The sequence below is a fragment of the Flavicella sp. IMCC45668 genome (genome assembly GCF_057219105.1).
Genome location: NZ_CM170114.1, coordinates 3,074,867 through 3,089,327, shown reverse-complemented (window position 1 = coordinate 3,089,327; position 14,461 = coordinate 3,074,867). Strand labels below are relative to the sequence as shown.

Here is a 14,461-nt window from a genome sequence, read left to right as displayed (position 1 = left end):
TCCCTTTTTTATTAGTAAATCATCCATGATTTGATTACTTTTCCAAAATAACCATCTTCGGTATCGCTATAAAAACGAACCCAAGAACTAACGCTATCAAATCTGTAAGATCTTAATTCTGAGCCTTCTGAACTACTTTTTAAGTTTGGCTCACCAAGTTCTTCAATAACGCTGGACATAGTTGAGCTATTTATCCTCCACCCATATGGCAAATCATAAGGATAATCATTAAACCAAACATTACCATTATCCGTCGGTGTATAGTAATTTGAACTAAAGATGTTAATATGACTAACAACTTCTGTAGTTCGATTCAACGATAGACTAAGCCCTATCAAATGATAACTTAAATATTCATATCGTTTGTCATCCGACGTAGAGGTATAAGATGGTTCACCTAATAACTTTAGAATTTTTTCTTTTTTGTCTACATCAACTTTAATCCCCTCAACAATTTTTCCATCCTTTACTCCATGTTCAAAAAACCCAACGTTTACAGTTTGAACTTCATCAGAATAATTTCCGTTAGAATCTTTTAAAGCCACATACACTTTTCCTACTACCGATGCATCAGAACTAATTTCATAAACTCCGTTTGCAATACGTTCAAATTCGATACTTGAAGGTTTATTTGACGTAAGTTCAATTTCTGAATACCCAGATCCATCAATCGTTAACGTAATTGTTTCATCGATGAATGTCATCTCTTTTGACACTTCAATTCCACTAAAAGTCATGGACTCCAACTCCTCTCCGGAATCCTCAGAACACGAAGCTAATACCAATACAGCAAAAAGCCATATTGACATAGATTTAAAAATTTTCATATAATTATAGGTTTAAGTTAACAAACACTATTATTTCTTTCTCTGAAAACATAGCATTTTTATAAACGTAAATATAACGCTTATAAAACAACCTACAAAGGAATATTAATAGTTATCCTGGTACCCTCACCAATTGCTGAATTAATAAACAAACGACCATTTACATAGTTTACACGCTCACGCATAAAAAACAACCCCATACCCAAACCTTTCTCCGAGTTTATCATCTGACTGGTATCAAATCCATTTCCATTATCATCAATCATGATGCTTAAAAGATCCTTAGTATGCGTTACAGAGACTAAAACATAGGTAGAATCAGCATACTTCAAAGCGTTATTTGTTGCTTCTTGCGCTACTCTGTATAAGTTTGTTTCCGTTAACGAATCAAAACGTTCATTAAAATTTGTTTTGTTTTCAAACAATATATTTTTCCCCGAAAGTTTAGATATTTCCTGAGTCATTTTACGCAATGCTGGAGCAATCCCATGATCTATTAATTCAGGAGGTGTCAAACTAAAAGTTACAGCTCTAACATCTTTTATTAATTGTCCAAATACTACTTTTAAATCTGCTAATTTTTCTTCTGCCTTTTCAGGATTCTCTAAATTTATTGACTCTACACTAAACTTCAATGCGGTAAGAATTTGACCAATACCATCATGAATATCTTTGGCTATACGCTTTCTTTCACCTTCTTGTGCTTCAACAATCTGACTCGCTTGATCTTTCTGCAGCTGTACTTTACTTTCGTATTCTTCTTGCTTTATTCTATCTATTTCTTCCTGAGTCTCTTTCCTTTCAGTAATATTATTTCCAAGAATAAACAAACTTTGTTTTCCATGAGCTCTGTTCATAGGAATGACAGAAATCTCCATCCATAAACTTTCACCCGTTTTTGAGGTCAGTTCAACTTCACCAATCCAACTTTTTTGACGAGTTGTTAAAAAAACATCTTTCAATTTTTGTTGTTGTCCTTCTTTTTGGGCTAATAATAATTCTATGGAGCCTCGAATATCATTTTTCTCTAATTTTAATAAATCAGAAAATTTTTTACTCATATAAAGCACAGTACCATCCAATTTCGTACTTGCAAATAAGGCTGCGTTATCAACAACAAAATTCAAACTTTCTAACTCTTGGTAAGCAATTTCTTTCAATTCGTACTGCTCTTTCAACTCCGCTATCTGCTCTTTGTTATAAATATTTGATTTGACGAGAATTTGAATTATTTTTTGAAAATACTGCTTTACAAAAACAAGAATAATCAACACAAAAAACAGTACGGCTAACAGCGATAATGAAAATTCCACTTGAAAAAAATTCAAAAGCATGTACAAAAATACTGGCAAACCTGCCAATAACAGAAAAGACCGTACTAAAAGTCTTTTTAAAAGTAAAGGGATATTTGTGTATTCAATTTTATTCTTCTGCATTTTGCAAAAGTATAAAAAAGAATACAACTGTATTTGAATTCCTTCAAATTGAGAATTCTATTACAAACCAAGGGCTTTTTTAACTAGAGCCAATCCTTGATCAGAATAAGATAATTGTAGTGCAGCATCATGTCCTTTTTCCGACATTTTTTTCCAAGTCTTCTGAACAATATCCACAATCTTTTCTTCTGAATGTTTTTCAATAAATGGATCAAAATAAAACTGCAGAAACACCAAACAGATAACATCTTCAATGGTTTGAGTTTCTTCGTTTCTTTTCAGCTGCTTCTTTTGCAACAAAAAGGAAACTTTTTCTTGAACTTCTATACCATACCCTACTGTCTCTAAAATTTCAGAAGCTTTTTGTGCATGAAATTTTTTCAATTCCGTTCTCCATGTAAGGTATCCTGGTCTGTTCATCTCATAAGAGTCTCTTGGTATTTCCCATCGACAAATATGTTGACAACGTGCTGCAAGTTGAACTTCTTCAGAAGCCTTGGCATCAAAACCATTTAACATCTCAGTCATACGCTGACCATAAAGTACCTCTTTAGGATGCTCTTTACCCTCCCAAATTTCTTTGTTAGGATCATTTGCGTTTGCCTGATCAAATAAATTAATTGCTTCTTGAAATTTTGCTGATACCATAGTTCTAAAAATTGAAAAGATCCAACACAAAGGTGCTGAATCTTTTACAAAAATAAAATTAATTTAGATCTTCTTGGTGTTTTAAAACAAAAAATCTTTGGCTAAATATCTATTCAGAAAATCCTAAATACACAAATCCATCTTCTATCTTCACAGGGTAAACTGCAATAGAATCTAAATCGCCATTCAAATTCTCTCCATTTTCTAAAGAGAATGTTTTTTTATGCAACGGACATGCCACTTTTGGTGTCCCACAGTCATCTCCAATCATACCTCTAGAAAGAACCATCTCCATCTTATGAGGACATAAGTTTTGGCAAGCATACCACTTATTTTCTCTAGTGAAATTAAATACGGCAATTTGCTTATCATTGTATTTCACACATGCACCACCATTTTCAGGAAACTTAGATACTGGAGCTGCTTTAAACCAAACTTTTACTTCATCAACGTTAGTTGTAAAATACTTTTCTAATACTGCTGACATAATTTTTATTTTTTACCCCTCTTAGGGATTAATTACTGTTACTCTTTTAATACACTATTACAATCTGTTCTATAAGAGGATCACAATTCAAAAACAACCTAAATTATCAAAAGTTTGCTTTTGAATTATTGTGCTCCTCCATTCATAGAAATCAAACTATCTTTATGCATTCCACAATTCAGGCATTTTTTGTTCTCTTAAAGGAACGAAATTTAAATTTTCGTCAATCTCTTCAGAGTTTACAAAATGACTATACCTATTTTGTATCTCAATATTTTCTATGGCTTGTTTCCACTCACACTTGTAAGTATCAATCAATCCAGCCATTTCTTTATCTAAATCTTCACAGATTCCTAAACTATCATTAATTACAACATCTTTAAGATATTCAATACCTCCTTCTAGTTTATCTAACCATGCTGCCGTTCTTTGTAGTGGTAGTGCTGTTTTGATGTAAAACATCAAAAATCTATCTACATACTTCACAACCGTTTCGTTGTCTATTTTCTCTGCTAACAACTCTGCATGTTTAGGATTTGCTCCTCCGTTACCTGCAACATATAAATTCCATCCACCTTCTACAGCAATCATTCCAAAATCCTTACAACGTGCTTCTGCACACTCACGAATACATCCTGAAACCCCACCTTTAAATTTGTGCGGAGAACGGATTCCTTTGTATCTATTCTCTACCTCGATAGCAAAACTTACACTTTCATCCATTCCATAACGGCACCATGTAGAACCTACACAACTTTTTACAGTTCTTAAAGATTTTCCATAAGCATGTCCACTTTCAAAACCTTCATCAATTAAGTCCTTCCATATTTTTGGCAACTCATCTAAACGAGCCCCAAACATATCAATACGTTGCCCCCCTGTAATTTTTGTATACAAGTCATATTTCTTAGCAATTTCCCCTAATACGATTAATTGCTGAGGAGTAATTTCTCCACCAGCTACACGAGGAACAACGGAATAAGTACCATTTCTTTGAATATTTGCCAAGAACCTATCATTTGAATCTTGAATAGTTTCTTGCTCATTTGCTGTTTCATTATAAATACTTGCAAATAACGAAGCCAATGCAGGCTTACAAATCTCACAACCATTTCCTTTTCCATGAGAATCTAAAATCTCATCATATGATTTAATTCCTTTTGTTGAAATGATATCAAATAACTCTTGTCTTGAATAATCAAAATGTTCACAGATATTTTGTTTTACAGTTTTACCTGAAGCCTTTAAAGTCTCATCTAAAATATCTTGTACCATTGGTTTACAACCTCCACAACCTTTAGTAACTTTAGTGTCCGCTGCCAATCCTTTTAAAGTATCAACTCCTTCTTCTATTTTACAACATATTGCTCCTTTGGTTACCGACTCACATGAACAAACAACAGCTTCATCTGGTAAATCTAACACAGACCCCATACTTGCTCCTTCTCCTCCTCTAGAACCTAAAATCAAGTCCTCTGGATTTTCTGGAATAGCCAACCCATTTAAAAATATTTGATGCAACATATTGTAATCACTTGCATCACCAACCAAAATACCTCCTAATAACGATTTACCGTCTTTAGAAACGTTGATGGTTTTATATATTCCTTGGAATTTGTTTTCGTATACTATACTAATTCCTTCTTTACTTTCATTTAATGCATCACCAAAACTTGCAACATCAATACCACTCAGTTTTAATTTTGTTGACATGTCAATAGATGTTGGCATCGAAGCCTCTGTTTCTCCTAAGATTTGATCTACTGCTACCCCAGCCATATCATAACCTGGTGCTACCAAACCATAAATCATTTGATTCAACAAAGCACACTCTCCAATTGCATAAATATTCTCATCAGAAGTCTTCATGTCATTCGTTACAAGTATTCCACCTCTTGTACCAACTTCTAATCCGCATGTTTTTGCTAACTCATCTCTTGGACGAATCCCCGCAGAAACTAACAACATATCAACAGGCAAAGTTTCCTCTTTAGAAAACTTCATTCCCGTAATTGCTCCGTCACCTTCAATATTTTGAGTTCCTTTATTTAAAAGAATATCAATTCCTAAATCTTCTAACTTTCCTTGAAGAACTTTACTCGCATCATTATCCAATTGTCTTGGCATCAATCGAGGTGCAAACTCAACAACAGAAACATCAAGTCCCATATCAATAATTGCTTTTCCAGCTTCCAATCCTAAAAGACCTCCACCCAAAATAGCAGCCTTACCATCAGGCTTTTGTTTTTTTATTTCAGCAACATATGCCATCGTTGCATCTAAATCCTCAATAGTTCTATATACAAACACACCCTCTTTTTCAACACCAGGAATTGGTGGTACAAAAGCTGAAGATCCTGTAGCTAAAATGATATAATCGTATGAATATTCTTTATCACTAATCGTAGTAATTGTTTTATTTGACCTATGAATATCTGTCACACGCTCATTCGTAATCAACTCTATTCCATTCTCTTCGTACCAAGATCTAGGTGCCATACTCAATCGTTCTGCATTTTGATCTGCAAAATACTCGCTCAAATGCACTCTATCATATGCTGGTCTTGGCTCTTCACCGAATACTATCAATTTGAATTCAGTTAGATCTGCTTTCGCTACAAATTTTTCGCAAAATTTGTACCCTACCATACCGTTTCCTATAACTAAAATCGTTTTCATATTCTATGTGTTTTATATTACACAGCAAAACTACGTAAAATTACGTAACTATACGTAGTTTCGTTCATTAATTTTACGTAAAAAACAAAATTATTCATTGTTCTTAATATATAGGTTCTGATTTTATCAAATCAACATTAAACATGTTTTAATATTATATAATACATAGTTAAAACCTAACTAATCGCAGTTTTACCTATTATACAGAAAGTAAACCAACAACAACTTAAAACTTATTTCTTTTACTTAAAAGACGATAATATCAAATTGCAACCAACTAACTCCCCTTTGAAAAAATTTATCTTCATACAGAATCGCAAAAAACTCAGGCAACAATATTCCCATCCAATAAAATAGGTCCAAAAATTCAAAAACTGGTTTTAAACTGCAACCAATACACCAGAGGTTTCAGATTTTTACTGACAAATCACCATAAGATCCAACACAAAAATCATAATCAAATACAATATATTAAGTATTTATACGTAGTTTATTAAATTATTTACGTAATTTTACCACCAGAAACTCAAAACACAACAATTATGTCAGATTGTATCACATGCGAAAACACAGATTGTTTAATTAAAAAAAACATCAAAAACCCAAATATTGAAAAATACTTGGATGAGAAACACAATATTAAGTGTAAAAAATCGCAGCAATTTATCATGGAAGGAGCTCCTGCTCATGGCTTATTTTTCGTAAGAAAAGGTCAAGTTAAAGTGGTAAAAACTGGGATATATGGAAGAGAGCAAATTGTAAGATTTGCGCATGATGGTGAAATAATTGGACACAGAGGTTTCGGAACTGGTAAAAACTACCCTATTGGAGCTTTAGCTATAAAAGAAACACATTTATGCAATTTCACCAATGAAGTTTTAATGAAAATGCTTCATGAAATCCCAGACCTAACTTTTGATTTAATGTTATTCTATTCAGAAGAATTGAATAGATCAGAAACTAAAGTGAGAAAATTTGCTCAAATGACTGTTAGAGAAAAAGTAATAGACTCTTTCCTTTACATAAACAGAAAATTTGGTCAATCAGAAGACGGATTCTTCAATATCCAACTCCCTAGAAAAGATTTTGCAGATTTTGCAGGAACTACAGAGGAACAGGTTATAAGAATAATCTCCACCTTAAAAAAAGAAAAACTCGTTATTTCTAAAGGAAAAAAACTTGGAATTGCGGATGTTTCATTACTTAAAAAAGAAATATCAGAACATAACTATTTTTTAGATAGCTAATTCAAAAAATAACAATCACTACACACCTCCTTCTCATAAAAAAGAAGGAGGTGTTTTTATTTACAAAAACAACAACATAATATTAACCTAGGTTTATTCCTTCATCTAAAATTATAAATACTTTTGTTCAAAAAAAATTGACAGTCAAAATACTGCAAATCATTATATATTTAAATAATTCTTACTATTTTACATTGATTTTTCATAAGCAATCATAAAACGATGAAGAGCTGACTTGCAGTCACTTACTAAAAAACAAAAAATTAACATGATCAAAAAAATAAAATTCTCAACGCTTCTAGCCTCTTTACTACTCATTTTATCCTCATGTAAATCTAGTGTAGAAGTAATAAACGCTTGGAAATCGGACAAACTGAATACTATTGTTGATCAAAATATTCTTGTTATAACAAGAACAGAAGACAATAAAAAAAGAGGTGCATTTGAAGAACAGATGGTTGCTCATTTAAAAAAAGGAAAAATTAAAGCGAGTACTAGCTATATGAAAATTCCAATTTTCAACGACCAACGTGAATACACAGCTGAAGAACGCAAGGAGCTCGTTGCAAATATCAAAAGCCTTGGATTCAATGCAATTATCCTAACAAGTGTCAAAAAAAGAAGTGAAAAAACGGTGACCACAGAACATGGTGGTTATTACACCGGTGGTAGTTACAGCTCTTTATACCCACAATACTATGGTGGTTTTTATGGGTATTACAACCATCCATACTCACATCCTACATATCAAAGCTATGTTCCTAGTGAAACTTACACTGACATCAGAAAATCTTTTGTACTTGAAACCGTTATCTTTAATCTAGACCTAGCTTCAACAGAACAACTTGTTGCAGTAGTAACTTCAGCAGTAGATGATCCAGAAACAGTTTACACAGCTGCAGAAGAATATGTAAAAGAAATTGCAAAAGCATTAAAACAATAACATCATGAAAACCTCATACATATACATTTTAACACTTTCCATTGGATTATTTAGCGCTCCCAATTTTCAAACCATAGCCCAAACCACGGAAGTTCCTAAAACTGAAAACGACACCAAAGAGTATCCAACATTGCCTGCTGGAACTATCATCTTTGTAAAAGCGATGAAGGATGTTTATGCTAAAAACTTTCAAGCAGGTGATCATTTTTTTGTAGAATTGGACAGAGACATTACCTCAAAAGGAAAAATATTAATACCTAAAGGTACACTAGTACAAATGGAAGTACTTGTTTCAGAAAACACAAAACGACGTGGTAGCAAATTTGCAATTACCGTTGGTGGTTTTATTGTGGACAATTTTGTTCAGAAATGTAAAACAGAAGGGAAACAAGTTGAAACCCAAGGAAACGGAAGAAATACCTTGAGAAAAGCAGCGATTGGAGCGGGTGTAGGTGCAGCGTTTGATGGCGGTGAAGGAGCCGGAAAAGGTGCAGCAGTAGGTGCGGCTGTTGGGATGCTTCAACCTGGTACCATTATTCATTTCCCAAAAGGAACAGAAGGAACTTTTGAACTAGCAGAACCTTTAGTTGTAAATTGGCTATAAACTAAAGAACACCTATGAAAAATCTTAAAGTCCTTTTCTTATTCCTATTATTTTGTAATACAATACACTCACAGGTGTTATTGAGTTTAATCTTTGGAGACAAACTTAATTCTGAAGGATTAGAATTTGGACTTGAAGGAGGGGTCAATTGGGCGAATATTTCTAACTTAGAAAACAATGGAAGCGTAAGAAACTACAACTTAGGTTTTTATTTTGATATTACACTTAAAGAAAGATTACATTTAGACACAGGAGTGTTAGTTAAGTCGACACTTGGTGCAAACAACCTCAGTGCAGAAGACTTAACATTTTTAGGAATACCTACTGAACCTGAACCAGGAGACTACAAACAAGAATTAAATTATTTTATCGTTCCAATACTTTTAAAATACAGCTTAAAAAATAGAATTTATTTTGAAGGAGGTCCACAAATTGGTTGGATGCGTAAAGGTTTCGTTGAATTTAATTATAGTGACGCAAACGAAGATATTAGAATAAGACATACGAACTCCGACGCAATAAATAAAATTGACGCAGGTATAACCCTTGGAACAGGATATCGATTGATAAAAAATGATGGAATGACCCTTGGAGTCAAATACTATTTTGGATTAGTTGACGTATATAAAAACAAAACAGGTACTAAAAACAATAGTTTATTCTTAAGACTAAATGTACCTATCGGTGCGAATGCTGCAAAGAAAAAAAGAGAAGAGAAAGCAAAACAAACGAAAGAGTAACATGAAAAACACCTATAAATATATAATAATCCTTTTTGTATGTTGCTTTACAGCCAATTCTGTAAAAGCACAATATTCATCTAAAAAAATATTACCAATACACAAGGCATATACAGACAGCATCAAACAAATAGATTACGATAAAGTATTTCCTATTTGGGGACAAGCTGCCTATTCACAAGGTTTCGACATACCTTACCCTGTTGGAATCATGGCAAATTACTTTTGGGTAAAACAAGGACTTATCATAGACAATCTTCAATTAGGATTCCAAAATGAAAATCAAGATTTTCCTTTAACGGAAATTGACTTTGTTGGTTTTGGAAATAATTATAGCACCGCAGAAACATTTATGGTTAGACCAGATTTATGGGTGTTCCCTTTCTTAAATGTATACGGTATTTTCGGTGTTGGAAATTCAACAACCGAAGTAAACTTAGACAAAATTGGTAATAAACCACTAGGATTAAAATCAGTTGTAGAGCAAGGTGTAAGAACCGCTGGTTTTGGAGCAACTGCCGCAGGTGGTGTGGGACCTGTTTGGATTGCAGTAGACGGAAACCTTTCTTGGACAAAACCTGAGTTACTTGATAAATCAGTAAAAGTTTCTACTTTAGGCCTTAGGTTTGGACATAATTTTGTTCATTCTTCTAAACCTTATCGAAATGTAGGTTTATGGGTGGGTGCAATGAGAGTTAAATTGAGCTCTGAAACTAGAGGTCAATTAAAACTTAATGATGCTTTACCTCCTGAAACATGGGAAAAAGCGGATGAAATCGTTGCAAACTACAATGATTGGTACGACAATGAAGCAACTCTTGCTCAACAAGCGATTGCAGATAAAACTATCGGACCAATTATAAAAGCAATTGATGAAGCTGACGGAGAAGGAATAGTTAAATACGGAATTGACAAAAGTGTAAAACAACCTTGGAATGGAATTGTTGGAGCTCAGTACCAGCATAACAAAAACTGGATGATACGATCTGAAGCAGGATTGATTGGAGATAGAAAATCATTTTTACTATCCTTAAACTATAGATTTAATTAAATAGAGAAACACCCAAAATAAATAAACAATGAAAAAAACAATTCAATTTTTAGGATTCATTTGTGCATTAGTACTTTTGAACTCCTGTTACAAGTCCCCAGATCTTGGTGGACTTTCTTCTGAACTTGTAGTCGCTACAGACGTGGATTTAGAAGTAGACTTTACAGATTTTAATACGTATTACTTGTCTGATACAATTTACCTTGTTTCCAACAGCATCAAAGACGATAGTATTTTAGTGGTTGGTCAAGATCAAGTAGCAACTACCGTGATTGCAGAAATACAATCTAACATGGATGATCGTGGTTATACCAGAACGAAAATAACATCTGATGTAACCGATGGAACGGCAGAAATTGCACTTGCAACTGCTATTATTAGAGTAACCAACACTGGCCAAACTTGTTGGGGTTGGTGGGGTGGTTACCCAGGTTACTGGCCTCCATGGGGTTGGGGTGGTGGTGGATACTACTATCCATACTGTTCTTACTATAAATACGACACTGGTACTTTAAGTGTTGAGATTGGAGATTTAACCAATAAAGACAACGTAGGTAGAACTCCAACGGCTTGGAACGCAGCCATGTTTGGAGTATTAAGCTCTTACGATCAAACAAATATTGACAGAGCAGAAAGAGGAGTAACACAAGCGTTTGATCAATCTCCTTATATCAAAAACAATTAAAACCTACTGACATGAAAAAATTTATAATTCTTTTATTGCTTGGTATGGGACAATTCATACAAGCACAAACACCAACAACGACAACTGTAACTTCTCCATGGCCATCTGATGGACCTCAGCCTGATAGAGAAATTTACACTTATACCATGACTGCTGAGGATCAGTTTGTTTTAAACTGGGAAATGGCAATACCTTCTGGAAATGATTTCTTAGGAAAAAACAGTTATAGTGGTGGTAGATTTGATTACAAGCATTTTGTAGATGGTGGTAATTTAGCCGTGGGTGCCTCCTTAGGATGGAATTCATTTAATGAATATTATGCTCCTCAGGTATATGAAAGACCTGATGGTAGTGGTGCGGTTCATACCGATATGGTGAGACATATTTACACCTTACCAATTGCTGTAAACGGATACTATTTTATTTACAAAAGAAACATCAAACCTTATGTTGGATTGGGAATCGGAACGGTATACTCAGAGCAAGATTCGTATTTTAATATATACGTAATCAGTGAGAGTAACTGGGGATTCTTGGTAAAACCAGAAATAGGTTTACAACTTGAAGTAAATGAAACTTTCGGAATTGCAACCTATGCTACTTACAATTATTCAACAAACAAAAACGATTACTTTAATATAGACCATTTAGCCAGTATTAATATTGGAGCTGGTTTATATTGGGAGTGGTAAAACACATAGAACTATACTATGAAAAAGAAACATTTATTCTTTTCGATAATCTTAATAATACTTGTGCAAATTTCTTTTGCACAAGTTATTCAAGAAGAACAACCTTCTAGAGAAAGATGGAACTTAGTTTCAAGCGAAGGTACTGTTACAAAAATCAATAAAGAAACTAGAGAACTTACTTTAATGGGGCCAGAGGGAGACCTTAACACCATTAAAGCAGGAGATCAAATCAAACGATTTGATGAAATCTCTGTGGATGACAAAATTAGTTTTGACTATTGGACTTATATCAAAGCAGAATTTAGAGAACCTACTTTAGCCGAACGCGCGGAATCATTGCAAATAGTTTCAGAAGCTGGTAAAGCTCCAGAAGGTGTAGACCCAGGGGCAGTTGTTGGAGCAGTTGCAAAAGCAATTGTTACTATTGAGGTTTTAAACAGACCTTATATGATAGCAACCGTTAGAGGTCCTGCCGGAAACTACATGACTATCCCCGTAAAAGACCCTAAAATACTTGAAAAAGTTCACATAGGTCAAGAATTTATTTTAACCTACGCAGAAGCCATTGCTGTTGCTTTGAAAAAGGTAAACACTAAATAAAACTACTATGAGTTTTGTTCAAAAATTAAAAAAAGAATTTATTGAAATTCTTTTAGTCACCGCTTACTTCTTGCTTTGTTTTGGAGTATTGATTCTAATAAAAAAACTTACCCTTGCTCAAGTAAAAGTTGAATTTTATGGATTTTCAGCAGCTTTAGTAGGTGCTTTAGTAATGAGTAAAGTGGTTATCATTTTAGACAAAACACCTTTAGGTAAAGTGTACATTCGTCAAGCCTTGTATAAAAATGTTCTATTCAAATCTATTATCTATACCTTGGTATTGACTTTTGTTCTTTTTCTAGAAAATCTAATCCATACATTACTCGAAGGAAACAACTTCATTGAAGCCATAAAATCAATCCATGAGCATAGAGACCCTATGCAATTTAGATTAATTTTAATTGCTTCATTTTTTTCACTTGGGAGCTATAATGTGATTATCGCTATTAGAGATTCTATGGAAAAGGGTGCACTGACAAACTTATTTTTTAAAACAAAAGAAAATCAATAAACAATAATTTAAAAAAATCAAAAACATGAACAAATTCTATTCACTAATTATCGCTTGTATGTTATCTCCATTAGCTATGCTTGCGCAACAAGACACTAATGACACTGATTTCTTTCAAGCACTATTTGGTGTAGACAAACTTACCATTGTAAAAGATTTTATAACGGTTGATTCTGAAAACAAAGAGGCATTCTGGGATATCTATAAAGCCTATGAAGCAGACAGAAAAGAATTGCGATCTGAAAGAATTGCTTTGATTACTGACTACGCTGAAAACTATACAAGTCTTTCTAATGAAAAAATTGAAGAACTTTGTAAAAGAAGCTTGAAACAGAGTAAAAACAATGCAAAAAACATAGAAAAATATTTCAAAAAACTAAAAAAAGCAGGTGGACCTAGAGCTGCAGCTCAATTTTTACAAATTGAAAATTACTTCTTAAGCTTATCTAAAACTGCTGTATACGAAAATGTACCATTTATAGGTGAATTAGAAAAAGTTGAATAACACAACATACCATATTTCATGAATGTAAATACCACTTTTTACATTCATGAAATATACTTTTAATAGCGTATCGATTTAAAAATAATAAGAATCAATCTCTAAACAGAAATTCATTTTTATTATTTTTAAATCGTTAAACCCTAACAACTAAAGTCTTAAAAGACAACATCATGAAAAAATCAGTTTTAATAAAATCCGTACTTCTAACAGCCATTGCTGTTTTTACTTTAACAAGTATTCAGGCTCAAACTGTTGAATTAACTGCATCTTACGGTTATCAATTTGGATCAAAATCAAATTACGGTTACAACAATTATGTAAAAATCAATGAAAGTGATCAATTTGGTTTTACCTTAGGAGTTGACATGTTTCAAGGTGTAATGACAGAAGTAAGTTATACGCGTCATTCTTCATCTATAACCAGAAGAGAAAATGGTCAAACAGATCACCTTACAGATTTGTATATGGATTGGATCACTATCGGAGCCTCTAAATACATTACAAAAGACAAATTACGTCCTTTTGTAGGAGGAGGTATTGGTGCTGCAATTTTCAATTCAGAAAATGCCAATGAAGCTATTTTTGACTACCCAATTGACACAAAATGGTATTTAGCAGGTACTATCAAAGCCGGTGTAAACTATATGTTCAATGAACAATGGGGATTGAACGTACAAGGAAACTTAATGATTCCTATCCAATGGGGAGGTGTGTATTTCGGAACCGGAGGTGCCGGAGTATCAGGATCTAGCAACATTTTAATTGGAGGATTCAGTGGTGGATTAGTATATAGACTTAAATAAATA

Annotated in this window: 16 protein-coding genes; 11 read left to right on the top strand and 5 right to left on the bottom strand. The window is 33.4% G+C overall.

Going from position 1 to position 14,461, the window contains the following annotated elements; genetic code table 11:
• Positions 1-11: 11 nt before the first annotated feature.
• The 5 genes from AC2DZ0_RS12515 to nirB all read right to left on the bottom strand — a co-directional run bounded on the left by AC2DZ0_RS12515 (position 12) and on the right by nirB (position 6,077).
• Entirely contained in the window at positions 12-827 is an 816-nt protein-coding gene (locus tag AC2DZ0_RS12515) for a hypothetical protein (RefSeq protein ID WP_484642136.1), read from the bottom strand.
• A 92-nt stretch (positions 828-919) separates the two neighbouring features.
• Positions 920-2,263, bottom strand: a complete 1,344-nt coding sequence (locus tag AC2DZ0_RS12510; RefSeq protein ID WP_484490393.1) for a PAS domain-containing sensor histidine kinase — start codon at positions 2,261-2,263, stop codon at positions 920-922.
• Positions 2,264-2,323: 60 nt separating this feature from the next.
• Positions 2,324-2,911, bottom strand: a complete 588-nt coding sequence (locus AC2DZ0_RS12505; protein WP_484642134.1) for a DUF4202 domain-containing protein — start codon at positions 2,909-2,911, stop codon at positions 2,324-2,326.
• 109 nt (positions 2,912-3,020) lie between these two features.
• Positions 3,021-3,398 (bottom strand): nitrite reductase small subunit NirD, encoded by a 378-nt coding sequence (gene nirD, locus AC2DZ0_RS12500; RefSeq protein ID WP_484490391.1) that lies wholly within the window; start codon positions 3,396-3,398, stop codon positions 3,021-3,023.
• Positions 3,399-3,560: 162 nt separating this feature from the next.
• Positions 3,561-6,077 (bottom strand): nitrite reductase large subunit NirB, encoded by a 2,517-nt coding sequence (gene nirB, locus AC2DZ0_RS12495; protein ID WP_484642133.1) that lies wholly within the window; start codon positions 6,075-6,077, stop codon positions 3,561-3,563.
• Between the two features lie 542 nt (positions 6,078-6,619).
• On the opposite strand from nirB, the gene AC2DZ0_RS12490 reads away from it, so the two are divergent.
• From AC2DZ0_RS12490 to AC2DZ0_RS12440, 11 genes are all read left to right on the top strand, one after another.
• The gene (locus AC2DZ0_RS12490; protein ID WP_484490389.1) at positions 6,620-7,324 is read left to right on the top strand and encodes a Crp/Fnr family transcriptional regulator; all 705 of its coding nucleotides are present in this window, start codon (positions 6,620-6,622) and stop codon (positions 7,322-7,324) included.
• Positions 7,325-7,592: 268 nt separating this feature from the next.
• Positions 7,593-8,267, top strand: coding sequence for a hypothetical protein (locus AC2DZ0_RS12485; RefSeq protein ID WP_484490388.1), 675 nt, complete (start codon positions 7,593-7,595; stop codon positions 8,265-8,267).
• Positions 8,268-8,271: 4 nt separating this feature from the next.
• Positions 8,272-8,871 (top strand): hypothetical protein, encoded by a 600-nt coding sequence (locus tag AC2DZ0_RS12480; RefSeq protein ID WP_484642131.1) that lies wholly within the window; start codon positions 8,272-8,274, stop codon positions 8,869-8,871.
• A gap of 14 nt (positions 8,872-8,885) precedes the next feature.
• Positions 8,886-9,611, top strand: a complete 726-nt coding sequence (locus tag AC2DZ0_RS12475) for a porin family protein (protein ID WP_484642130.1) — start codon at positions 8,886-8,888, stop codon at positions 9,609-9,611.
• A 1-nt stretch (position 9,612) separates the two neighbouring features.
• A complete protein-coding gene (locus AC2DZ0_RS12470; protein ID WP_484642128.1) occupies positions 9,613-10,662 on the top strand; it encodes a hypothetical protein in 1,050 nt (349 codons plus the stop codon).
• Between the two features lie 28 nt (positions 10,663-10,690).
• A complete protein-coding gene (locus AC2DZ0_RS12465; RefSeq protein WP_484490384.1) occupies positions 10,691-11,347 on the top strand; it encodes a DUF4136 domain-containing protein in 657 nt (218 codons plus the stop codon).
• An 11-nt stretch (positions 11,348-11,358) separates the two neighbouring features.
• Positions 11,359-12,039 carry a hypothetical protein gene (locus AC2DZ0_RS12460; protein ID WP_484642127.1) on the top strand — a complete coding sequence of 227 codons (681 nt, stop codon included), beginning with the start codon at positions 11,359-11,361 and terminating at the stop codon, positions 12,037-12,039.
• An 18-nt stretch (positions 12,040-12,057) separates the two neighbouring features.
• Positions 12,058-12,639 (top strand): hypothetical protein, encoded by a 582-nt coding sequence (locus AC2DZ0_RS12455; RefSeq protein ID WP_484642125.1) that lies wholly within the window; start codon positions 12,058-12,060, stop codon positions 12,637-12,639.
• 7 nt (positions 12,640-12,646) lie between these two features.
• Complete coding sequence (locus AC2DZ0_RS12450) at positions 12,647-13,150, top strand: hypothetical protein (RefSeq protein WP_484642123.1); 504 nt, start codon at positions 12,647-12,649, stop codon at positions 13,148-13,150.
• 25 nt (positions 13,151-13,175) lie between these two features.
• Entirely contained in the window at positions 13,176-13,655 is a 480-nt protein-coding gene (locus tag AC2DZ0_RS12445) for a hypothetical protein (protein WP_484642122.1), read from the top strand.
• Between the two features lie 170 nt (positions 13,656-13,825).
• Positions 13,826-14,458 (top strand): outer membrane protein, encoded by a 633-nt coding sequence (locus AC2DZ0_RS12440; protein ID WP_484642121.1) that lies wholly within the window; start codon positions 13,826-13,828, stop codon positions 14,456-14,458.
• The last annotated feature ends 3 nt before the right edge of the window (positions 14,459-14,461 follow it).

Coding starts and splice junctions, on each gene's coding strand:
- AC2DZ0_RS12515 (WP_484642136.1), bottom strand. CDS start 827: ATGAAAATTTTTAAATCTATGTCAATATGGCTTTTTGCTGTATTGGTA.
- AC2DZ0_RS12510 (WP_484490393.1), bottom strand. CDS start 2,263: ATGCAGAAGAATAAAATTGAATACACAAATATCCCTTTACTTTTAAAA.
- AC2DZ0_RS12505 (WP_484642134.1), bottom strand. CDS start 2,911: ATGGTATCAGCAAAATTTCAAGAAGCAATTAATTTATTTGATCAGGCA.
- nirD (WP_484490391.1), bottom strand. CDS start 3,398: ATGTCAGCAGTATTAGAAAAGTATTTTACAACTAACGTTGATGAAGTA.
- nirB (WP_484642133.1), bottom strand. CDS start 6,077: ATGAAAACGATTTTAGTTATAGGAAACGGTATGGTAGGGTACAAATTT.
- AC2DZ0_RS12490 (WP_484490389.1), top strand. CDS start 6,620: ATGTCAGATTGTATCACATGCGAAAACACAGATTGTTTAATTAAAAAA.
- AC2DZ0_RS12485 (WP_484490388.1), top strand. CDS start 7,593: ATGATCAAAAAAATAAAATTCTCAACGCTTCTAGCCTCTTTACTACTC.
- AC2DZ0_RS12480 (WP_484642131.1), top strand. CDS start 8,272: ATGAAAACCTCATACATATACATTTTAACACTTTCCATTGGATTATTT.
- AC2DZ0_RS12475 (WP_484642130.1), top strand. CDS start 8,886: ATGAAAAATCTTAAAGTCCTTTTCTTATTCCTATTATTTTGTAATACA.
- AC2DZ0_RS12470 (WP_484642128.1), top strand. CDS start 9,613: ATGAAAAACACCTATAAATATATAATAATCCTTTTTGTATGTTGCTTT.
- AC2DZ0_RS12465 (WP_484490384.1), top strand. CDS start 10,691: ATGAAAAAAACAATTCAATTTTTAGGATTCATTTGTGCATTAGTACTT.
- AC2DZ0_RS12460 (WP_484642127.1), top strand. CDS start 11,359: ATGAAAAAATTTATAATTCTTTTATTGCTTGGTATGGGACAATTCATA.
- AC2DZ0_RS12455 (WP_484642125.1), top strand. CDS start 12,058: ATGAAAAAGAAACATTTATTCTTTTCGATAATCTTAATAATACTTGTG.
- AC2DZ0_RS12450 (WP_484642123.1), top strand. CDS start 12,647: ATGAGTTTTGTTCAAAAATTAAAAAAAGAATTTATTGAAATTCTTTTA.
- AC2DZ0_RS12445 (WP_484642122.1), top strand. CDS start 13,176: ATGAACAAATTCTATTCACTAATTATCGCTTGTATGTTATCTCCATTA.
- AC2DZ0_RS12440 (WP_484642121.1), top strand. CDS start 13,826: ATGAAAAAATCAGTTTTAATAAAATCCGTACTTCTAACAGCCATTGCT.